We start from the raw sequence: 21,273 nt of genomic DNA, 5'->3' as shown, positions 1-21,273 counted from the left end.
CCTCAGTCCTCGGCCACGTCGACATCGCGGCGGTAGCCGTTCTGCCGCGGGCAGATGTGCCCGGTCGCGTCGAGCGGTTCACCGCACAGCGGGCACGGCTTGCGCCCGGCGCTGACGACGCGGTCGGCGCGCTCGGCGAAGGCGCGGGCGGCGACCGGGGTGAGGAACACGCGCACGGCGTCGGGGCCCTCTTCGGTGTCGTCGAGGACCACGGTCTCGTCGACCTCACCCTCGGTGATCGCGAGGAGCTCGATCACGACGGCGCTGGAGTCGGCGTCCCAGCCCAGCCCCATGGTGCCGACGCGGAACTCCTCCTCGACGGGGACCGTGAGGGGGTCGACGTCGAGCTGGTCGTCGGGGACGTCGGTGGGCACGTCGGCGCCGAAGCGGCTGGCGACCTCCTCCAGAAGGGAGCCGAGGCGTTCGGCGAGAACGACGACCTGCTGTTTCTCGATCGTCACGCTGATCGTCCTGACATCTTCCGACGCCTGGAGGTAGAACGTGCGATCGCCGGGCTCGCCGACCGTTCCGGCGACGAACCGGTCGGGCTTGCGGAAGACGTGGATTACGCGAGACATAGCACCCCCGACCCTAGGCCACGGACGCATGATCGGCATCCGCCGCCCCTGGTTGACCGGGATTTCAGTGCGGTGCGTGCGGGTGCGGACACGCAGCGGATCGCCGTTAGGCTTTCCGGGTGCCACAGATCTCTGCATACGGAACCTGGACCTCACCCGTTTCGGCGGCGGACGTGGCGGCCGCGGGAGGTGGCGCACAGTGGCCGGCGACCGTGGGTGACGAACTGTGGTGGGCCGAGGCCCGACCGGCCGAAGGCGGCCGCGTGGCGCTCGTGCGCGCGGTTCCGGGTGGCGGGGTGGAGGACGTCGTGCCCGCGCCGTGGAACGTCCGCAACCGCGTGCACGAGTACGGCGGCCGCCCGTGGGTCGCGATCGGTGCCGTCGTGGTTTTCACCCATTGGGCCGATCAGCGGGTGTACGCGTGCGTTGGCGGTGAGGTGACGCCGCTGACGCCGGAGCCGGCCGAGCCGCAGGGCGTGCGGTACAGCGATCTTCGCGCAGGGCGCGCCGGCGAGGTGTGGGCGGTTCGCGAACGCAGCACCGGGCCGCGCCGCACGGACATCTCTCGCGAACTCGTGGCCATCCCCCTCGCCGGCGGTGCCGGGCGGGTGCTCGTGGAGGGGCACCGGTTTTTCACGGCGCCGCAGCTCTCGCCCGACGGCGCGTACGCGGCGTGGCTCGCGTGGGACCACCCGGCGATGCCGTGGGACGGCACGGAGCTGTTCGTCGCGCCCGTGGACGGCGACGGGGTGTTCGGTGAGGCCCGCGTGCTGGCCGGTGGCGCCGACGTGGCGGTCTGCCAGCTGGAATGGGAGGCGCCGGACCGGCTGCTGGCGCTGCTGGACCCGGATGGCTGGTGGAACCTGCACCGCGTCGGGCTCGACGGGTCGGTGGTGAACCTGGCGCCGGTGGAGCAGGAGATCGGCGGCGCGATGTGGAAGCTCGGCGCGAGCTGGTTCGCCCCGCTCGGCGGTGGGCGGCACGCCGTGCTCACTGCGGATGGGCTGGCGGTGCTCGACGAGCACGCCGGTTCGGTGACGCCGGTGGTTCCGGAGCTGAGCGCGTGGTCGACGTCGGGGCTGGCCGTGGTGCCGGGTGGTGTCGCGGGGATCGCCGGGGGCGCGGATCGCGAGAGCGCCGTGGTGCGGGTGGATCTCGAGGCGGGCAGGTGGACCGCGGTGACGCCGCAGCCGGCCGACCTGCCGCCGGCGGCGTACCTGCCGGTGCCGCAGGAGCGCGTGTTCACCGCGGCGGACGGTTCGCGGATCCCGGCGTTCGTGTTCGCGCCGCGGAACCCGGACTTCACCGGTCCCGAGGGTGAGCGGCCGCCGTTCCTGGTCCACGTGCACGGCGGGCCGACCGGGCGCAGCGACGCGGCGCTGGACCTGACGATCGCGTACTTCACCAGCCGCGGCATCGGCGTGGTGGCCGTGAACTACGGCGGCTCCACCGGTTACGGGCGGGCGTTCCGGGAGCGGCTGCGCGAGCAGTGGGGTGTGGTGGACGTCGGCGACTGCGTGGCGGTGGCCGAGGCGCTGGTGGCCGAGGGGGCCGCCGACAGCGCGCGGCTGGGGATCCGGGGCGGCAGTGCGGGCGGGTTCACGTCGGCGGCGTCGATCACGATGACCCGCACGTACGCGGCGGCGACGGTGAAGTTCCCGATCCTGGACCTCGCCACGTGGACGGGAGCGGGCGGCGAGACGCACGACTTCGAGTCGCAGTACCTGGTGGGGCTGGTCGGGCCGTATCCGGAGACCGAGGAGCGCTACCGGGAGCGCTCGCCGATCACGCACGCGGGTTCGCTGGCGGGGCCGGTGCTGTTCCTGCAGGGTCTGGAGGACCAGATCTGCCCGCCGGAGCAGGCGGACCGGTTCGTCGCCGGGCTGGCCGGCAGCGGCGTCGACCACGCCTACCTGCGGTTCCCGGGTGAGCAGCACGGGTTCCGGCGGGCGGAGACGATCGTGACGGCGCTGGAGGCCGAGCTGTCGTTCTACGGCCAGGTGTTCGGGTTCGCGACGAGGGACGTGGCGAAGCTGGAGCTGTCCCGATGAGACCACCGCGGCTGGCGTCAGGGGACACGGTGGCGCTGGTGGCGCCATCCGGTCCCGTGGCGCCTGACCTGCTCGACGCGGCACTGCCGGTGCTGCGCGGCTGGGGTGTGAAGGTGCGGGTCGGCGAGGCGGTGCACGGCTCGACGTCGGGTTACCTGTCGGCGCCGGACGAGGTGCGGGCGGCGGAGTTCGCGGCCGCGTGGCTCGACCCGGACGTCGCGTGCGTGCTCGCGGCCCGCGGTGGTTACGGCTCGCAGCGGATGCTAAATCTGATCGACTGGGCGGCGTTGCGGGCTGCCGGCCCGAAGGTGCTGGCGGGGTCGTCCGACGTGACGGCCCTGCACCGCGCCGTGGCCACGCACCTGGACCTGGACACGCTGTTCTCGCCGATGCCCGCTTCGGTCCTGTTCGACGAGACCGCGGCCGAGCACCTGCGGCGCACACTGTTCGAACCGGAGCGCACCCGCGTGCTACTGGCGCCCGACGCGGACGTGCTCGTGCCGGGTCGCGCGTCGGGGCTGCTGGTGGGCGGAAACCTCTCGCTGCTCGCGGCCGGGCTCGGCACGGCGGAGCAGGGGTCGGCCGAGGACGGGATCGTGCTGCTGGAGGATGTGACCGAGAGCGTCTACCGGATCGACCGGATGCTGACCCAGCTGCTGCGCTCGGGCTGGTTCGCCGGCGCGCAGGGCGTGGTGCTGGGTTCGTGGGCCGCGTGCGGCGACCCGGTCGAGATCCGGTCGCTGGTACTCGACCGTTTGGCGCCCTTGGCGATTCCGGTGCTGGGCGACTTCGGGTTCGGCCACGTGGCGTCGTCGCCGACCTTGCCGCTGGGCGCGCGGGCTTCGCTGGACACGGAGCTGGGCACGCTGACCCTCGACTCCCCCGCTCTGGCATGAAGCTCTCCGCCGACGAAGCCCGGTCCCGTTTCGCCGCCGCGCGCGTGGCCCGCCTGGCGACGGCGTCGGCTTCGGGCGTGCCGCACCTGGTGCCGGTGACCTTCGCGGTGTCCGGCTCGGAGATCGTCTTCGCCGTCGACCACAAACCGAAGTCTTCGACGGCGTTGCGGCGCCTGGCGAACATCGCGGAGAACCCGTCGGTGTCCTGGCTGGTCGACGCGTATTCCGACGACTGGACGCAGCTGTGGTGGGCCCGCGCGGACGGGGTCGCGCGGGTGGTGGACGAAGGTGAGCGGGCCGAGCGGGTGGCGTGGTTGGTGGCGAAGTACCCGCAGTACGCGTCGCGGCCGCCGGAGCATGCGGTGGTGTCGACTTCCGTCGGCGATTGGCGGGGTTGGGCGTTCTCGTAACGATCGTCCGGTGATCGGCGATCATGGGGCGTGCTGAGGAAAACGGTCGTGCTGGCCGGTCTGGTCGTGCTGCTCGCGGGGTGCTCTTCGGGTGCGGTCGAGTCCGCCCCGGGCTCGTCGGCCACGAAGCCGTCGCCGACGAGCTCGCATTCGCCGAAGCCGAAACCGAAGCCGCCGGATCTGTCCCAGTTCCTGCCGACCGACGAGGCCTTGGCGCCGACCGGCTTCGCGCTCGACGACGAGGTGCGGTCGGTCATCAACGCCGTGTACCCGAAGAAGCTCATGGCCGCGTGCGGGCGGAAGACACTCGAGGCCTGGGACCAAGCCGAGGTGGAGGGCAACTCGGCGGGCTTCTTCAAGCTCGGCGCGGGCCCCGACCCCGGGCTGACGTCCGAGGTCGTCGATGAGCGCATGGGCCGGTACGACGGAATGACCGGCGCGCAGGTCATCACCAAGCTCAAATCCGCACTGGCGTGCGGCACCTTCACGGATTCCGCCGTGGACTTCCGGATCGACGGCGCGTTCGACGCCCCGACCCTGCCGGGAGTCGACTCGCAATACGGCTTCTGCGCCACACAGACCGATGACGACGAGAGCCATCGGTGCGTCCTGCTGCTCTCCCACGGTGACCGGGTGGAATCCCTTCAATCCGTCGAGTTCGACAACGGGAACCTGCCGGCTGGCACGGCGAAGGAGGCCGTGCGCTCCACATTGCCGATGTTCGCGGCGGCGTTCACCAAGGACCGGTAACGATCACCGGGTGATCCACGATCTTGGGGCGTGCACAGACGGATTTCGTGGAAACGGCGGTGGTGTCCGGTCTCGCCGTGCTGGTCGCGGGGTGTTCGGCCGGCCAGGCGCAGGCGCCGGTGAACGCCGTTACACGGGGGCTCAGGTCGTGGACGGGATGAAGAAGGCGCTCGCCTGTGGTCACGTGACGGTGCACGACCTCGATTTTTCGCGTCGGTTCGCGAGTTCGCCGTGCCGAAGGTGGCGGATGCGCAGTACGGGTTCTGCGCGGCGCCGACGGACCCCATCGGCGTGCGGATGTGCGTTCTGGTGCTGGGCAAGGGTGATCGGGCCGAGTCGCTGTTGTTCAAGAACACCGACGGGGTCGCCAAGGCGGGCCAGCCCGTGTTGAAAAAGGTCGCCCCGGTGTTCGCCGAGGCGCTCGCGCGACCTTAGTCCTGGGTAGCAGAGGAAGCAGCAGGAGCAGCAGGTGCCGCGGGGAGGAACTTGTCTTCCCGCGGCTTGCGCCACGCCGCGATGAGGCCCAGCGGGTCCGGGCGCAGCAGCGACGCGGCCGCGTAGAGGCTCACCACCACGACGATCGCGATGAACCACCAGTCGTACAGGGCCTGCTCGCCGGTCGGGTAGTACACCAGGGTCACGAAGACCGACACGGCGACCACGGCGGAGAGGTTGCGGCGTCCCCAGGGGAACGCGGAGATGAGCACGAAGCCCCACGTGAGGTACCACGGCAGGGTCGGCGGCATGAGGATCGCGACGGCCAACAGGGTGATCGCGGCGCGGTAGACGGCCTTGGCGCCGCCTTCGCGGGCGAGCCACCACTGGCGGATGCCGAAGGCGACGAGGCCGAGCATGGCGATCGCGCGGGCGACGGTGACGAACGGCGAGGACTGGACGTTGGCGACGAGGTGCACGAGGTTGTACACGGCTTCGCCGATGCCGGTCGGGAAGTTCAGCCAGTTGGCGATGAGCTGGGGCGCCGCGAGGCCCGACCACCAGCCGAGGTTGAGCGAGCCCAGTGAGAGCCACGTGCCGGCGACGAACACGGGCAGGAAGAGCCCGACGGACGCGGCGCCGGCCTTGAAGAAGTTCTTGACCTTCGACTCGCCGGTCATGTTCGCGGCCCACATCCACACGAGGAAGGGCAGTGCGACGGCGGCGGTCGGTTTGATCAGCATGCCGATGGTGACGAGCACGACGGCGACGATGTACTTGCGTTCGAGCGCGGCGAGGACGCCGGTGGTGAGGAACCCGAGCATCATGAGGTCGTTGTGCGGGCCGCCGAAGAGGTGGATGACCATCATCGGGCTGGCGACCGCGAGCCACAGCGCCACGGGCAGCTTGCCGCCGAGGTGCTTCACGAGCCGCGGCAGCGCCCACAGGGTCATGCCGAGGCCGACGAGCAGCACGACGCGGGTGAGGATCACGCCTGCGATCATGTTGTCCTGCGTGATGGACACGATGCCCTTGGAGATCAGCAGGAACAGCGGCCCGTACGGGGCGGGCGTGGTCTGCCACAGCGGGTGGACGTTCTGCACCACGTTGGGGAGCACGTCGAGCTCGGCGGGGCCGTTGGCGTACGGGTCGAGCCCGTAGAGCAGCTGCGCGCCCTGGCCGAGGTAGGAGAAGACGTCGCGGGTGAACAGCGGCGGCGACACCAGCAGGGGCGCCATCCAGCACAGCGCGGCGATGAGGATCGGCTTGCTGCCGATGCGGCCGGCGAGCACGTAGCGGCCGAGGCGGACCCAGGCCCAGACGACGAGCGCGAAGCCGAGGTAGAGCAGTGCGTTGGCGAGCGCGCGTCCGTGGCCGTAGCGGATCCACGAGAGGGGCCCGTGGCCGAGGACGGGGTCGCGGATCAGGATTCCGCCGGCGCCGAGCGCGGCGAGCATGAGCAGCGTGGTCCCGATGGTGCCCATCGCGATCGTGCGGTAAGGGAACCGCGAGGGCGTGAGGAATCGCGCGTCCGGGGCGCTGATCGCGGACGGCTGCGCGGAGTCGGTGGTGGTCGCCATTTCGATCCAGGAGATTACCGGGTGAATCTTCGCCTCACCGCACGGGCTCCCGCTCCGATGCTGTTTCGCGCACCTGTTCGGGCGGCCGGCGTGCGGTCCGGGTGAATCTTCCGCCCGTGAGTGGTCAACGTCGGTTTTTCCGGAAGTGGTCCGGAACGCATCAGCTGCCGGTGGTCGCGCGCTGGGCCGTGCCGCCGGGCAGGGCGGCGAGCAGGGAGCGCGTGTACTCGTGCTGGGGGTCGAGCAGGACCTGTTCGACGGTGCCCGTTTCGACGAGCTCGCCCCGGTACATCACGGCGACGCGGTCGGCGATGTTCCAGGCCAGGCCCAGGTCGTGGGTGATCACGAGCCCGGCGAGGCCGAGCTCGCGCCGCAGCCGAAGCAGCAGCGCGAGGATCTCGCCCCGCACGGACGCGTCGAGCGAGGCGACGGGTTCGTCGGCCACGAGCACGGCGGGTTCGAGCGCGAGGGCTCCGGCGATGACCACGCGCTGGCGCTGGCCGCCGGAGAGCTCGTGGGGCAGGCGGTCGAGGAACTTCTCCGGGGGCCGCAGCTCCGCCGCCTCCAGTGCCTTGAGCACGGTGTCGCGTTCCGCGGGCAGGCCGTGGATGCGGGGGCCTTCCGCGACGGCTTCGTAGACGGTGTGGGCGGGGTTGAGCGCGCTGGTGGGGTCCTGCAGCACGAGCTGGACCTTGCGCCGGTACGCACGTAGCGAGGCGCCGCCGGCGGGGATGGGTTTGCCGTCGTGGCGGACCGCGCCGGAGTCGGCTTTCTGCAGGCCGAGCAGCGTGCGGGCGAGCGTGGTCTTGCCGGAGCCGGACTGGCCGACCAGGGCCACGATCTCGTCGCGGCGCACGGCGAGGTCGACGCCGTTGACAGCGTGGATGCGCTTGCCGGTGCGGTCGCGGAAGCTCACGTGGAGGTTCTCGGCTTCGAGCAGCGGCGTGTCGCCGGGCCCGGCGCGCTGCTCGGGTTCGGGAGGCAGCGGGGTGCTGGTGGCCGGGGCGAAGCGGGACACGGGGTCGCCGACGGTGGGGAACGCGGCGGCGAGCGCGCGGCTGTGTTCGTGGTGCGGGTCGGCCATGAGCTCGGCGCTGGGGCGTTCTTCGACGAGCTGCCCGTCGTACATCACGGCGATGCGGTCGCAGGTGGTGGCGAGCACGGACAGATCGTGGCTGATCATGACGAGCCCGATGTCCTGTTCGGCCACGAGCTTCGACAGCAGCGCAAGCACCTGGGCCTGCACGATCACGTCGAGCGCGGTGGTCGGCTCGTCGGCGATCACCAGACGCGGTGAGCAGGCCAGGGCCATCGCGATCATCACGCGCTGCTTCTGCCCGCCGGACAGCTCGTGCGGGTAGGCGCCGGCGCGGGAGGGAGGGAGGTCCACCTGTTCCAGCAGCTCGGCGACGCGGGCTTTCACCTGGGTCTCGCCGAGGGCGCCGGTCTCGGGTGGGTGCAGGCGCAGGGGTTCGGCGATCTGCTCGCCGATGCGGCGCACGGGGTTCAGCGCGTGCATGGCGCCCTGGAACACCACCGACGCTTCGGCCCAGCGCACGGCGCGCAGGCGGCCCCAGCGCATGGTGGTGACGTCTTCGCCGTCGAGCAGGATCTCGCCGGTCACGTCGGCGCTGCGCGGGAGCAGCCGCAGGACACTCATGGCGACGGTGGACTTGCCCGAGCCGGACTCCCCCGCCACGCCGAGCGTGCCGCCCGCTTCCAGGAGCAGGTCGACGCCGCGGACGGCGGGAATCTCGCCGCCGCCGGTGCGGTAGGTGACGCCGAGGTTCTTCAGTTCGAGCAGGGCGGTCACGAGTGTTGTCCTTTGAGCCTCGGGTTCAGCACCGTCTCCAGCCCGCGCCCGACGAGGGTGAAGAACAGCACGACGAGCACGATCGCGATGCCCGGCGGGAGCAGGTTCCACCAGGCGCCGCGGGTCACGGCGCCGCTGCTGAGGGCGGTCTCGAGCATCGCGCCCCAGGAGATGGCGTTGGGGTCGCCGACCCCGAGGAACGCCAGGGTCGCGTCGGCGATCACGGCGTTGCCGACGACCAGGGTGGTGTTGGCGAGCACGAGCGGCAGCACGCCGGGCAGCACGTGGCGGCCGACCACGTGCAGGTGGCCGCCGCCGAGCGCGCGTGAGCGCTCGATGTAGGGCCGGCTTTCGATGGTGAGGGTCTGGGCGCGCACGAGCCGGGCTGTGCTGGGCCAGGCCGTGAGGCCGATGGCGAGGATGATCGTGCGGGTGCCCTGTGGCAGCACGGCCGAGAGCGCGATCGCGAGGATCAGCGACGGCAGCACCAGGAAGAAGTCGGTGAACCGCAACAGGATCGCCGAGATCCAGCTGCCGAAGTGCGCGGCGGCGATGCCGACGATCGTGCCGATCAGGACGCTGAGCACGGTCGCGGAGAAGCCGACGAGCAGCGAGAGCCGGGTGCCCCAGATCGTCATGAGCAGCACGGAGCGGCCGTCGATGTCGGTGCCGAGCCAGAACTGTCCGTCGGGCGGGCTGAGCGGGTGGCCGGTGGCTTTGGTGACGTCGAGTCCGTCGGAGTCGCTGATCAGGGGCAGCGCGAGTGCGACGACGACGGTCAGCGCGAGCAGGCAGAATCCGGCGAGCGCGCCTTTCTGGGCTGCGAACTCGCCCCAGGTGCGGGCGACCGCGGCGCGGCGGCGGCGCCAGGCGATGGCGCGCGGAGTTTCTGCGGGAGCGGAGGTGGTCATGCGGTGCGCACCCTCGGGTCGAGTACGCGGTAGAGCAGTTCCGCGAACAGGTTCATCAGGACCACGCCGCCGGCCAGGACGACGAGCACGCCTTGCAGCACGGGAAGGTCGGGCCCGTGGATCGCGTCGTAGGTGAGCTGTCCGAGGCCGGGCCAGGAGAACACGGCCTCGACGGTGACGGCACCGGAGACGACCATGCCGAACTGCATGAACACCAGCGTCACCGTGGGCAGCAGCGCGTTGGGCACGGCGTGGCGGCGGCGCACCAGGTCCTCGCGCAGGCCTTTGGCGCGGGCGGTGGTGAGGTAGTCGGCGTTCATCTCCCCCAGTAGCGACGAGCGCATCACCAGCATGTACTGCGCGTAGAAGACCACGAGCAGGGTCACGCACGGCAGGATCAGGTGGTGCAGCACGTCGAGCGTCTGCGGGAGCAAGCCGGGTGCCGCGTCGGGTGAGTGCATGCCGCGACTGGGGAACAGGCCGCCGGTCGCGACGAGCAGGATCAGGCCGAGCCAGAACTGCGGGACCGACCACAACGTCAGGGCGATGCCGGTCTGGGCGCGGTCGAAGAAGCTGTTTCGCTTCCACGCGGCGCGGATGCCGAGCCACAAGCCGATCGCGACGGCCAGCACGGTGGCGCTGCCGACGAGCAGCACCGTGGGCCACAGCCGTTCGCCGATCATGTCGAGCACGGGCCGGCGTTCGATGTAGGACTCGCCGAAGTCGCCGCGGAACAGGCCGGTGAAGTAGTCCCAGAACTGCGTGAGCATGGGCTTGTCGATGCCGAGGCGGTCGCGCAGCTCTGCGATCTGGGCGGGGTCGGTGGGCCGTTCGCGGACCATGAACGCCACCGGGTCTCCCGGCAGGAGCCGGAACAACAGGAAGCCCAGCACAATCACGAGCAAGATGCTGGCGACGGCTTCGGCGACCTTGGTCAGGACGAAGCGGACGGTCCCGGTCCCGCTTCGCTGCTCGTCGGGGTCGACGAGCAGCGAAGCCGGGTCCGAAGAGGAAAGTGCCTGCGTCAAGAGGTGCTACTCCCGGTCGTCCGCGGCTTTGCCGCGCCGGCCGATCATGATCCCGCCGCCGACGAGCACCACGACCACGACGACGCCGAGCACGATCCACAGCACGGTGTTCGACCCGCCGCTCTCGGCGGCGGTGTTCTCCGTGCCGGCGGGAACGGCGCCGTAGACGCCCCAGTAGCCGGTCTGCTCCAGGATCGAGCCCTGCGGCTGCGGCTGGGTCTGGAAGCCGGAGAACTTGTCGGAGCGGTAGGCCTCGAGCGCGTTGTCGTAGTCGAGGACGACGTTCACGGCCTGGCTGTAGAGGCGGGCTTGGGCCTGCTTGACGTAGCCGGCGCGGGTGGCCGGGTCGGTGTCGGTGAGCTGCTGCTTGTAGAACCCGTCGTAGGCCGGGTCGCAGAAGAAGGTGTCGGTGGTGGCGCCCTTGCCCTCGGCGTTGGGCCGCGCGGCGCAGGTGTGCAGCGCGAGCGCGTAGTCCGGGTCGGGGTTGGTGGCGTAGCCGGAGATCGCGAGGTCGTAGTTGCCGGCGGTGGTGCGGTCGTTGAGCTCTTCGTCGGAGACGAGCTCCTGCTTGACCGAGATGCCGATCTGCTGCAGCCAGCCGGTGACGTACTGCGCGGTGCGCTGGTCGAACGCGCGGTTGGCGTGGCCGGTGAGGCGCAGCTCGAGGCGCGCGCCACCCGGGGCGATCCGGACACCGTCCTGCCCCTTGGTGTAGCCGGCCTGGTCCAAAGCCGCGTTGGTGGCGGCGAGGTCGAACTTGCGGGCCTCGGTCGGTGCGGGATCCCAGTGGTAGGCCGAGTAGATCGGCGGGATGACGCCGCCGCCGAGCTGGCCGTAGCCCCCCATGACCTTGTCCACGATGGTCTTGGTGTCGATGCTCTGGGCGATGGCCTGGCGCAGCCGGAGGTCCTTCAGCACGGGGTTGCCGTTGCCGATGGGCTTGTTGTTCACGTCTTCGACGCCGAAGTTGATGTTGATTTCGTTGTAGCGGCGGCCGGGCGCCTTGTTGGTGGCGATGTTCGGCTGGCCCTCGAGAGCGTCGAACTGGGTCGGGGTGAGCCGGTTGATCACGTCGACCTCGCCCTGCTTGAGGGCGTTGACGGCGGCCTCGACGTCCTTGAACACGAGCAGCTGCAGCTCGTCGACCTTGGGCGCGCCGCGCCAGTAGGACGTGTTGGCCTTGAACTTCACGTACTCGTTCTGCTTGTACTCGGTGAGCTGGTACGGGCCGTCGCTCACGCCGACCACGGACAGGTCGTCGGTCTTCGGGTCGTTGAGGTCCTTGATCGGCGCCCAGATGTGCTCGGGCACGATCGGCACGTCGAGCAGGTCCATGGTGGCCTGCACGGCCTTCGTCTTGATCACCAGCGTCGTGTCGTCCGGCGCGGCGACGCTCTGGAAGTTGGCGACGTAGTTGCCGTTCGCGGTGCGCGCGGTCTCGTCGTCGAGCATGCGCTGGAAGGTGAACGCCGCGTCCTTGGCCGTGACGGGCTGCCCGTCGGACCACTTCACGCCCCGGCGGATCTTGAACGTCCAGGTGAGCTTGTCGGGCGAGGTCGTCCACGACTCCGCGAGCGCGGGCGAGGCTTCGGCCTTGTCCGCGCTCGGGATGGTGAGGAACTCGTAGATGAACCGGCCGACCTGCGTCGACGCCGCGAGCGACGCCGTGAACGGGTTCAGATGGTCGATGCCGGTCGTGAGCGCCACCCGCAGCACTTTCGGCTGCGCCGGCTGCTGTGCCGCGGCGGTGCCCGCCAGCGGCAGAATCGCCATGGTTCCCGCGGCCAGAACCGCGATGGCGCGGTTCACCCCGCGCCGAACGTGCTTGATGCGCACTTGAAGACCACCCCATCGTCTAGCCCCAGATTCGAAAAGTAACCACATACCGAGGGAAGGGCGCAATATGTTCCGACAACTGTGCGGGTCCGATCGTTATGTGCGAAGGGGGGTCACCGTGGGTGACCTCGGGTGTTCCGCCGCGGGCCGGACGTAGGATGACTAGAGTGCCCGCATGCGGATCATGGTCTCGGCGGACATGGAAGGCGCCACGGGCGTCACGTGGACCGACGACGTCGTGCCCGGCACCGAGCCCTGGCAGCGGTTCCGGCGGTTGTTCACCGGGGACGTCAACGCGGTGCTGGCAGGGTTGTTCGATGCCGGCGCGTCCGACGTCCTGGTGAACGAGGCGCATTCGTCGCAGCGGAACCTGTTGCTGGAGGAGCTGGATCCGCGGGCGCGGATGCTCACGGGGCGCCACAAGCCGTTGTCGATGATGCAGGGCATCGATTCCGGTGTGGACGGTGTGGTGTTCCTCGGTTACCACGCGGGCGCCGGGTTCGACGGGGTGCTGTCGCACACGTACCTGGAGAACCAGATCACCGGGGTGTGGCTGGACGACGTGCCCGCGAGCGAGGGCCGGCTCAACGCGGCGCTGGCCGCGGAGTACGGCGTGCCGGTGCTGCTGGTCAGCGGCGACGACCAGGCGTGCGAAGACGCCCGTGACTACGCTCCGGAGGCGGAGCTGGTGCCGGTGAAGGAGTGCGTGAGCCGGTACGCGGCGATCTGCCTGCCGCCGGCGCGCACGTCGGAGCTGCTGAGGACGGCGGCGCTGGACTCGTGCGTGCGGGCCGGGCGGGTGGAGCGGTTGCCAGGGCAGCACCGGATCGAGGTGGAGTTCGACGCGAGTCACCTGGCGCAGGCGACGGCGGTGATCCCGACGGTGGAGCAGATCGGCACGCGCCGCGTGGGGTTCGACGCGCCGAGCATGACCGAGGCGATGAAGGCGTTCAAGGTGGTCACGGCCATCGCGGCGGGGGCGGTGCAGGGTATCTATGGCTGACGTGGTCGATGTTGTGCAGCTGTGCGCCGACTTGATCCGGTTCGACACGACCAACCGCGGTGGCGGGGACTCCGAGGGCGAGCGGGAGGCGGCGGAGTACGTCGCGGAATTCCTGGGGCGGCACGGGGTTCCGGCGAAGATCGTGGAGTCGGCGCCGCGGCGGGCGAACGTGATCGCGCGGATCCCGGGGTCCGACCCGGCGTTGCCGGCGCTGCTGGTGCAGGGGCACCTGGACGTGGTGCCGGCGGACGCGGCGGACTGGTCGGTGCCGCCGTTTTCCGGCGAGGTGCGCGACGGGTTCCTGTGGGGCCGGGGCGCGGTGGACATGAAGGACTTCTGCGCGATGGTGTTGTCCGCCGTCGCGTCGGGGCTGCGGCCGCGCCGGGATCTGGTGCTGGCGTTCGTGGCGGACGAGGAGGACAACGGCGACTTCGGGGCGCATTGGCTGGTCGAGCGGCACCCGGAGCTGTTCGAGGGCTGCGTCGCGGCGATCAGCGAGTCGGGTGGGTACAGCTACCACGTGCCCGCGGCCGACGGGCGCACCGTGCGGCTGTACCCGGTCGGGACGGCCGAGCGCGGCACCGCGCACATCCAGCTGACGACGCGCGGCCGGGCCGGGCACGGTTCGCGCCCCAACGACGAGAACGCCGTGACCATGCTCGCCGATGCGCTGCACCGGATCGCCGGGCATCGCTGGCCGGTGCGGCTGACCCCGACCGTGCGGGCGTTCCTGGACCGCACGGGTGCGGCTTTGGGCGTGCCCGTGGACCTTTCTTCGGGTGACGCTGTGGACGCGACGGTGGCGCGGCTCGGCCCGGCGGGTTCGCTGGTATTGCCGACGGTCCGCAACAGCACCACGCCGACCATGCTGTCGGCCGGCTACAAGGTGAACGTGATCCCGTCGACCGCGACGGCCCAGGTGGACGTGCGAGTGCTGCCGGACGCGGAGGACGAGCTGTTGGAGGTCCTCGACTCGTTGCTGGGTCCCGGGGTGACGCGGGAGTTCGTGGCGCACCAGCCGCCGGTGCAGGCGCCGGTGGACTCACCGTGGTTCGACGCCATGGCCGCCGCGCTGCGCGGCGAGGATCCCGACGCCGTGGTGGTGCCGTACTGCATGGGTGGCGGCACAGACGCGAAGGCGTTCTCCAAACTGGGCATGGCGTGTTACGGCTTCGCTCCCCTGTCGCTGCCCGAGGGGTTCCCGTATCGCGCGATGGCGCACGGTGTCGACGAACGAGTGCCGGTCGAGGGGCTCCGGTTCGGGACGCGGGTGTTGAAGCGGTTCCTCACGGAGTGCTGAGGGTCAGTCGGCGGGGATGCTGAACCCGAACGGGATCCTCGGGCCGGCGGGGTCGGTGCGGCCGAACGGCTCCGGTGGCCGCTCCCCGCGAGGTTTTTCCCGGACGGGGTTGGCGATGAGCTGCTCGATCGCGCAGGTGAGCCAGGCGTCGTACCAGGCTTCGAACGTCGGGGCGGGACCGAGGTCGATGGGGTCGCTTGGGTAGTCGGCCCCCGGTGGTGTGCGGGCGGGCCGGAGGATGTCGTCGCCGGCGTCCCGGACGGTTCCGGTCAGGTCGCCGGCGGTGACCAGCACGGTGGACTCCCCGCCGCCTCGGCGGGCGATCGTAACGTGGCCGGGGATCACCGCGGAGTCCTCGGGCTTCAGCCGGAGGATCCCGTGGTAGGGACCGGCGCCGGTGCCGACGCGGCTGAGGAAGTCGCGGAACGCGGAGGGCAGAACGCCCCGCATTGCTTCGATGCGTCGGAGTTCGCGCTCCGGGACACGCCGGCTGACGTAGCGGTGGGTGTCGGCGCCGAAGACGCAGCGGCGGGCGCGGTCGAGCTCGCGCAGGCGGTCGAGTTTGACCGCCAAGCTGTCGGTGGTGATCACCGGTAGGCGTTCGGGATGGCTGCGGGATGGGTGCGGGCGAGTTCGGTTTCCAGTGCGGCGGTGCGGCCTTCGGCTGCGGTCGCGTTCGGGAGGCCGAGGCGGTCGGCGATCTCCTGCCAGCTCCAGCCGCGCTTGCGGGCCTGTTCGATGAGCGCCGGTTCCGATTGGTCGGCGACCCGGCGGGCGAGGACTATTTCGCGTGCCCAGTGCGCGAGCAGGTCGTCCGGGAGGTCGTGGCCGAGCTGTGTTGCGGCGAGCAGCCGGGTGAGCAGCTCAGCGGCCGGCAGGCCGTGGTCCGCGAGCCAGTTTTCGACGTCGGGGTGGGACACTGTCAGGCTTCCCGGGTGAACTGGGCCCACCAGCGGCTGCCGTCGCGGACGCGATCGACGGTGGTGGCTCGGACGCCGTCGCGGGCGAAGGAGTCGAGTTCGGCGCGGTTGAGCGGCCAGGGTGGTCCGGACCAGGTCGCGAGGTCGATGCTCTCCTCGGCGAACGCGCCGACGACGAGAGTGCCGCCGGGCGCCAGGAAGCCGGCCACGGAGGCGATCGCCGCGTCGCGCACGGACTTCGGCATGGACTGCACGGTGAGGATCTCGACGACGACGTCGAAGGCGTGGTGCCATTCGGCGGGCGGGTCGAGCAGGTCGGCGGTGCGGTAGGAGACGCGCGTGTCGGGGAAGCGGTTCAGCACGGCCTTGATCGCGCTGGGCGAGACGTCGAACGCCGAGGTCGTGTAGCCGGCCTGGGCGAGCAGTTCCGCGTCGTCGCCCAGGCCGCACCCGACGACGAGCGCGCTGCGGCCCTGGCCGGGGTTCGCCGCCGCCCAGGCCGCGAGCTCGGGACCCGGTTCGCCGCGGTACCACGGCACGACGGCCTGCCCCGCTTCAGCCGCGGCGTACAGGGGTTCGAACCAGCCTGTCGGGTCGCCGGAGGCCAGCGCGGTCTCGGCGCGGCGGCGCGCGGCGTCGTCGGCCGCCGCCTGGTCGATCGCTTCGGGGGGCATGTTCCCCTTATACCGGCGGCGGCCATCCGGTGTGCGGGATTTCCGGATGCGCCACCCGGCCGCGCACCGGGGCGCGAATCCGGTGACGGCCCGGCTGCGCGGCTGCGGTTCAGTGACCGCCGTGGACCGACTGCCCGATCTCCAGACCAGCCCTGCTGATCCGTACGGACTTCGCCGATCCGGCGGGGTGGGACGCGGTTCGCACCGCCGTGACGACCCCGACCGAAGAGGATTTCCTGCCGAGCCTGCACGTGGTCGACGACCCGGCGTACCGCGACGCGACCGCGGACCAGTCGGTCGCGCTGGCGCCGGAGTGGGCACTGCTGGTGCTGGCGGACCGGACGGCGCTCGCGTCGGCGGAGCTGCCGTTGCTGGTGGTCCGGGTGAGTCCGCGCGAGAGCGGGCGGCTGCGGGTGGTCGCGGAGCACCTGTGGTCGATCGAGAACAACATCTCGCTGGCCAACATGGCCTGGGACGAGTTCGCGTCGGCGGCGGACGAGGACGGCGTGTTCCACGGGTTCTGACGCGCCCGGCGACCGGATGCGCCAGCGGGTACGTCCGGCGTTGTCCGTTTCCGGTCAGGTTTGCCCGCCGGATCTTGACATCGATGTCACACACGGGTTTCCCTTCCGTAGCGCCGCCGCCGGGAGGGTTCCTGCGCGGGCGCGCCCGACCCGCCCCGACAAGCTGGGAGCAACGATGCCCCGAAGCGCCAGACCCGTCCGCGCCGCGCTGGTCGCGGTCGTGGCGGCGGCCGGATTGGTCGCCGCGCCGGTGACCTCGACCGCCGCGGCGGACACACCGCCGCCGGATTTCTCGTCCTCGTTCGAGCCGTCGGATCCGCAGCCGACGTGGCAGGACACCGTTGACACCGATGCCGCGGGCAAGCCGCGGACCGAGGGGGTCAACGGGGCGAACGGTGCCACGATCCCGGGTGACATCCGCGGCAAGGTGACCGAGACGAGCGCGAGCAGCGAGAACACCGACGGTGGTGAGGTCTCGGCGAACCTGGTCGACGGCACCACGGACACGAAGTGGCTTTCGTGGGACCCCACGGCGTGGGCGCAGGTGAACCTGTCGGAGCCGGTGGCGATCACGCACTACGCGATCAGCTCGGCCAACGACTTCCCCGGCCGTGATCCGCAGGACTGGACGCTGCAGGGGTCGAACGACGCGCAGCAGTGGACGGACCTGGACAAGCAGTCGGGTCAGTCGTTCGACGCGCGGTTCCAGGAGCACCAGTACAAGCTGGCCGCGGCGAGCGCGGCCTACCGCTACTACCGCCTCGACGTGACGCGCAACCACGGCGACGACATCCTGCAGATGTCGGAGCTGCTGCTGGCCAACGACGACGCTCCGCCGCCGCCGTTGCCGAACATGCGCAGCTTCGTCGACTCCGGGCCGACCAGCGGGTACACGAACAAGAACCGCGTGGGCTTCACGGGCAAGAAGGCGTTCCGCTACGCCGGCACGCAGACCGCGGCCGGGCACGGTTACTCCTACAACAAGGTTTTCGACGTGAACCTGCCGGTGGTCCCGACCACCGAGCTGTCCTACAAGGTGCAGCCGCAGCTGACGGGCAACGACCTGAAGTACCCGAGCACGAACGTCGCGATCGACCTGGCGTTCACCGACGGCACGTACCTGTCGGGGCTGGGTGCGACGGACCAGTACGGGTTCCCGCTCACGCCCTCGGGCCAGGGTGCGAGCAAGATCCTTTACGCGAACCAGTGGAACCTGGTGCGTTCGGCGGTCGGCACGGTCGCGGCGGGCAAGACGATCGACCGGATCCTCGTGGGCTATGACGACCCGAACGGGCCGGGCGCGTTCCAGGGCTGGCTCGACGACGTGAAGATCTCGGCGACCCCGACGCCGCCGGCGAGCCAGCGCCCGAGTGACAACGTGCTGACCACGCGCGGCACGATGGCCAACGGCACGTTCTCGCGGGGCAACAACTTCCCGGCCACGGCGGTGCCGCACGGGTTCAACTTCTGGACGCCGGTCACGGACGCGGGTTCGGACAGCTGGCTGTACAACTACTCGACGCAGAACAACGCGGACAACCGGCCGCAGCTGCAGGCGTTCTCGGCGAGCCACGAGCCGAGCCCGTGGATGGGTGACCGGCAGAGCTTCCAGGTGATGCCGTCGGCCGCGGCCGGGGTGCCGGACGCGAACCGCGACGCGCGTGCGCTGGCGTTCTCCCACGACAATGAGGTCGCGCGGGCGCACTACTACGGTGTGACGTTCGACAACGGGATCAAGACGGAGATCGCGCCGACCGACCACGCGGCGGTCATGCGGTTCTCCTTCCCGGGCACCGACTCGAGCCTGATCTTCGACAACGTGAACAACTCCGGCGGGCTCACGCTCGACCCGGCCACGGGCACGCTGACCGGGTACTCGGACGCGAAGAGCGGGCTGTCGGCGGGTGCGGGGCGGATGTTCGTCTACGCGAGCTTCGACAAGCCGGTGACCGCCGGGGCGAAGCTGACCGGCCAGGGCCGCGACAACGTGACCGGCTACCTGCGGTTCGCCGCGGGCGCGGACAAGACGGTGACGATGCGGATCGCGACGTCGCTGATCAGCGTGGAGCAGGCGAAGAAGAACCTCGAGCAGGAGCTCGCCCCGACGGCGACATTCGACTCCGTGCGCGACGCCGCGCAGCAGGCGTGGGACAAGCAGCTGGGCGTGATCGAGGTGCAGGGCGCGTCGAAGGACCAGCTGGAGACGCTGTACTCGAACCTTTACCGGCTGTTCCTCTACCCGAACGAGGCGTTCGAGAACACTGGCACGCCGCAGGCCCCGGCGTACAAGTACGCCAGCCCGGTGGCGGCGAAGATCGGCGCGGACAGCGCGACGCAGACCGGGTCGAAGGTCGTGGACGGGCAGATCTACGTCAACAACGGGTTCTGGGACACCTACCGCACCACGTGGCCGGCGTATTCGCTGCTCACGCCGGACATGGCCGGGAAGATGGTCGACGGGTTCGTGCAGCAGTACCGCGACTCTGGCTGGATCGCGCGGTGGTCCTCCCCCGGTTACGCGGACCTCATGACGGGCACGAGCTCCGACGTCGCGTTCGCCGACGCCTACCTCAAGGGCGTGACGAACTTCGACGTGAAGTCGGCCTACGACGCGGCGCTGAAGAACGCCACGGTGACCCCGCCGAACTCGGCGGTGGGCCGCAAGGGCCTGGACCAGTCGATCTTCCTCGGCTACACACCGAACACCACGGGTGAGGGCTTCTCGTGGGCGATCGAGGGCTACGTCAACGACTTCGGCATCGCGAACCTGTCGAAGAAGCTCTACGACGAGGCACCGGCGAGCGACCCGCGCAAGGCGGAGTACCTGGAGAACTACCAGTACTTCACCAGCCGCGCGCAGCAGTACGTGAACCTGTTCGACCCGAGCATCGGGTTCTTCCAGGGCAAGGACGCCAGCGGCAAGTTCACCAAGACCGCCGCCCAGTATGACCCGCGGGTGTGGGGCGGGGACTACACGGAGACCGACGGCTGGAACATGGCGTTCACCGTGCCGCAGGACGGGCAGGGGCTGGCGAACCTCTACGGCGGCAAGGACAAGCTGGCGCAAAAGCTGGACCAGTTCTTCGCCGACCAGGAGACCGCGACCTTCCCGGGCACCTACGGCGGCGCGATCCACGAGATGCGGGAGGCGCGGGACGTGCGGATGGGCCAGTACGGCCACTCCAACCAGCCTTCGCACCACCTGCTCTACATGTACGACTACGCGGGTCAGCCGTCGAAGACGCAGGCCAAGGTGCGTGAGGCGCTCTCGCGGCTGTACTCGGGCAGCGAGCTGGGCCAGGGTTACGCGGGCGACGAGGACAACGGCGAGATGTCCGCGTGGTACGTGTTCGGCGCGCTGGGTTTCTACCCGCTGCAGATGGGCAGCCCGAACTACGCGATCGGGTCGCCGCTGTTCACCAAGGCGACGCTGCACCTGCCCGGTGGTGACGTGGTGATCAACGCGCCGAAGAACTCGGCGAAGAACGTCTACGTGCAGGGCCTGAAGATCAACGGCAAGGCCTGGACGTCGACGTCGCTGCCGCAGGACGTGCTCTCGCACGGGGCGACGCTCGACTTCGACATGGGCCCGAACCCCTCGGCCTGGGGCACGGGTGCCGACGACGCGCCGAAGTCGATCACCACGGGCGACGCGGTGCCGACGCCGCTGCACGACGAGACCGGCGCCGGCAAGGGCACGCTGTCCACTTCGGACGGTTCGAACGCGGCGGCGCTGATCGACAACTCCTCGCGCACCGAGGCGAAGGTGACCGGCGCGGTGACCTACCAGCTGAACTCGACGGACGAGGCGGTCACGCACTACACGCTGACCTCGCCGAAGGGCGCGGGTGATCCGAAGAGCTGGCAGCTGGAGGGTTCCTACGACGGGAAGACGTGGGCGGTCGCCGATCAGCAGACCGGTCAGACGTTCCCGTGGCGGCAGCAGACGCGGGCGTTCGCGGTGGCCAACCCGGCGCACTACGCCTACTACCGGCTCACGGTGGCCGACAGCAGCGGTGGTCCGGCGTCGCTGGCGGAGTTCGAGCTGCTGGGCCGCCCGGACGCGTCGTGCACGAAGACGCTGACGGGTGTGCAGAACGGCCCGCTGACGGTGTCGAGCGGCACGGTGTGCCTCAACGGCGCCACGGTGTCGGGTCCGGTGACCGTGTCCGCCGGGGCGTCGCTGGTGGTCCGCGGCGGGTCGATCTCGGGTCCGCTCGCGGCCACGGGTGCGGGCCAGGTGGTGCTGAACCGCACGAAGGTGTCGGGCCCGGTGGCGATCACGGGCACGACCGGGGCGGTGTCGATCGAGCTGACCGACATCGGCGGTCCGGTGACCCTGACGGGCAACCACGGGCCGGTGCTGGCCGGCAGCACCGTGGGTGGGCCGCTGGCCTGCACGGGCAACACGCCCGTCCCGACCGACCACGACTTCGCCAACACCGTCCGCGGCCCGGCCGCGGGGCAGTGCGCGAAGCTGTAGCCCGGTTCCGGTGACGGTGTGGCCCCGCAGGGTTTCCTGCGGGGCCACACCGTTGTCCGGGTTCGGTCGCCTGAGCGGGTG

The 21,273-nt window shown here is 70.5% G+C and carries 18 protein-coding genes; 9 read left to right on the top strand and 9 right to left on the bottom strand.

Annotated features, from left to right (window positions below):
• Positions 1–2: 2 nt before the first annotated feature.
• Positions 3–578, bottom strand: coding sequence for a DUF3090 domain-containing protein (locus AB0383_RS38835; protein WP_364189520.1), 576 nt, complete (start codon positions 576–578; stop codon positions 3–5).
• A gap of 119 nt (positions 579–697) precedes the next feature.
• Here AB0383_RS38835 and AB0383_RS38830 point away from each other — a divergent pair, with 119 nt between their 5' ends.
• The 5 genes from AB0383_RS38830 to AB0383_RS38810 all read left to right on the top strand — a co-directional run bounded on the left by AB0383_RS38830 (position 698) and on the right by AB0383_RS38810 (position 5,120).
• Positions 698–2,629 (top strand): prolyl oligopeptidase family serine peptidase, encoded by a 1,932-nt coding sequence (locus AB0383_RS38830; RefSeq protein ID WP_366189938.1) that lies wholly within the window; start codon positions 698–700, stop codon positions 2,627–2,629.
• Positions 2,626–3,525 (top strand): LD-carboxypeptidase, encoded by a 900-nt coding sequence (locus AB0383_RS38825; protein ID WP_366189937.1) that lies wholly within the window; start codon positions 2,626–2,628, stop codon positions 3,523–3,525. The genes AB0383_RS38830 and AB0383_RS38825 overlap by 4 nt, the downstream gene beginning before the upstream one ends.
• Positions 3,522–3,935 carry a TIGR03668 family PPOX class F420-dependent oxidoreductase gene (locus tag AB0383_RS38820; RefSeq protein ID WP_366189936.1) on the top strand — a complete coding sequence of 138 codons (414 nt, stop codon included), beginning with the start codon at positions 3,522–3,524 and terminating at the stop codon, positions 3,933–3,935. The genes AB0383_RS38825 and AB0383_RS38820 overlap by 4 nt, the downstream gene beginning before the upstream one ends.
• A gap of 30 nt (positions 3,936–3,965) precedes the next feature.
• On the top strand, positions 3,966–4,685 hold the full coding sequence (locus tag AB0383_RS38815) for a hypothetical protein (RefSeq protein ID WP_366189935.1): 720 nt from the start codon (positions 3,966–3,968) through the stop codon (positions 4,683–4,685).
• Between the two features lie 231 nt (positions 4,686–4,916).
• Positions 4,917–5,120, top strand: coding sequence for a hypothetical protein (locus AB0383_RS38810; RefSeq protein ID WP_366189934.1), 204 nt, complete (start codon positions 4,917–4,919; stop codon positions 5,118–5,120).
• On the opposite strand, the gene mptB is transcribed toward AB0383_RS38810, so the two are convergent.
• The 5 genes from mptB to AB0383_RS38785 all read right to left on the bottom strand — a co-directional run bounded on the left by mptB (position 5,117) and on the right by AB0383_RS38785 (position 12,225).
• Positions 5,117–6,700, bottom strand: a complete 1,584-nt coding sequence (gene mptB / locus AB0383_RS38805; protein WP_366189933.1) for a polyprenol phosphomannose-dependent alpha 1,6 mannosyltransferase MptB — start codon at positions 6,698–6,700, stop codon at positions 5,117–5,119. The genes AB0383_RS38810 and mptB overlap by 4 nt on opposite strands.
• A gap of 160 nt (positions 6,701–6,860) precedes the next feature.
• Complete coding sequence (locus AB0383_RS38800; RefSeq protein WP_366189932.1) at positions 6,861–8,513, bottom strand: ABC transporter ATP-binding protein; 1,653 nt, start codon at positions 8,511–8,513, stop codon at positions 6,861–6,863.
• Positions 8,510–9,424 (bottom strand): ABC transporter permease, encoded by a 915-nt coding sequence (locus AB0383_RS38795; protein ID WP_366189931.1) that lies wholly within the window; start codon positions 9,422–9,424, stop codon positions 8,510–8,512. The genes AB0383_RS38800 and AB0383_RS38795 overlap by 4 nt, the downstream gene beginning before the upstream one ends.
• On the bottom strand, positions 9,421–10,452 hold the full coding sequence (locus tag AB0383_RS38790) for an ABC transporter permease (protein ID WP_366189930.1): 1,032 nt from the start codon (positions 10,450–10,452) through the stop codon (positions 9,421–9,423). Before AB0383_RS38790 ends, AB0383_RS38795 begins: the two co-directional genes overlap by 4 nt.
• A 6-nt stretch (positions 10,453–10,458) precedes the next feature.
• Positions 10,459–12,225 (bottom strand): ABC transporter substrate-binding protein, encoded by a 1,767-nt coding sequence (locus AB0383_RS38785; RefSeq protein WP_366190007.1) that lies wholly within the window; start codon positions 12,223–12,225, stop codon positions 10,459–10,461.
• A 238-nt stretch (positions 12,226–12,463) separates the two neighbouring features.
• On the opposite strand from AB0383_RS38785, the gene AB0383_RS38780 reads away from it, so the two are divergent.
• Both AB0383_RS38780 and AB0383_RS38775 read left to right on the top strand, forming a co-directional pair.
• Positions 12,464–13,291 carry a M55 family metallopeptidase gene (locus tag AB0383_RS38780; RefSeq protein ID WP_366189929.1) on the top strand — a complete coding sequence of 276 codons (828 nt, stop codon included), beginning with the start codon at positions 12,464–12,466 and terminating at the stop codon, positions 13,289–13,291.
• Positions 13,284–14,591: a M20/M25/M40 family metallo-hydrolase gene (locus tag AB0383_RS38775; protein ID WP_366189928.1), complete on the top strand. Its 1,308-nt coding sequence runs from the start codon at positions 13,284–13,286 to the stop codon at positions 14,589–14,591. Before AB0383_RS38780 ends, AB0383_RS38775 begins: the two co-directional genes overlap by 8 nt.
• Before the next feature lie 3 nt (positions 14,592–14,594).
• Here AB0383_RS38775 and AB0383_RS38770 read toward each other — a convergent pair whose 3' ends face one another.
• From AB0383_RS38770 to AB0383_RS38760, 3 genes are read right to left on the bottom strand one after another with little or no spacing between them, the layout of a single operon-like run.
• Positions 14,595–15,182: a hypothetical protein gene (locus tag AB0383_RS38770; RefSeq protein WP_364189550.1), complete on the bottom strand. Its 588-nt coding sequence runs from the start codon at positions 15,180–15,182 to the stop codon at positions 14,595–14,597.
• The gene (locus AB0383_RS38765) at positions 15,179–15,511 is read right to left on the bottom strand and encodes a hypothetical protein (RefSeq protein WP_366189927.1); all 333 of its coding nucleotides are present in this window, start codon (positions 15,509–15,511) and stop codon (positions 15,179–15,181) included. The genes AB0383_RS38770 and AB0383_RS38765 overlap by 4 nt, the downstream gene beginning before the upstream one ends.
• Before the next feature lie 2 nt (positions 15,512–15,513).
• Positions 15,514–16,185 carry a class I SAM-dependent methyltransferase gene (locus tag AB0383_RS38760; protein ID WP_366189926.1) on the bottom strand — a complete coding sequence of 224 codons (672 nt, stop codon included), beginning with the start codon at positions 16,183–16,185 and terminating at the stop codon, positions 15,514–15,516.
• A gap of 209 nt (positions 16,186–16,394) precedes the next feature.
• On the opposite strand from AB0383_RS38760, the gene AB0383_RS38755 reads away from it, so the two are divergent.
• Positions 16,395–16,709, top strand: a complete 315-nt coding sequence (locus AB0383_RS38755; RefSeq protein ID WP_366189925.1) for a hypothetical protein — start codon at positions 16,395–16,397, stop codon at positions 16,707–16,709.
• 175 nt (positions 16,710–16,884) lie between these two features.
• The gene (locus AB0383_RS38750; RefSeq protein WP_366189924.1) at positions 16,885–21,192 is read left to right on the top strand and encodes a GH92 family glycosyl hydrolase; all 4,308 of its coding nucleotides are present in this window, start codon (positions 16,885–16,887) and stop codon (positions 21,190–21,192) included.
• The last annotated feature ends 81 nt before the right edge of the window (positions 21,193–21,273 follow it).

The sequence above is a fragment of the Amycolatopsis sp. NPDC051373 genome (assembly GCF_040689465.1).
In the GTDB taxonomy this organism is placed as follows: domain Bacteria; phylum Actinomycetota; class Actinomycetes; order Mycobacteriales; family Pseudonocardiaceae; genus Amycolatopsis.
Note: the sequence above shows the minus strand (reverse complement) of the source record. Positions and strands in the feature narration are given on the sequence as shown.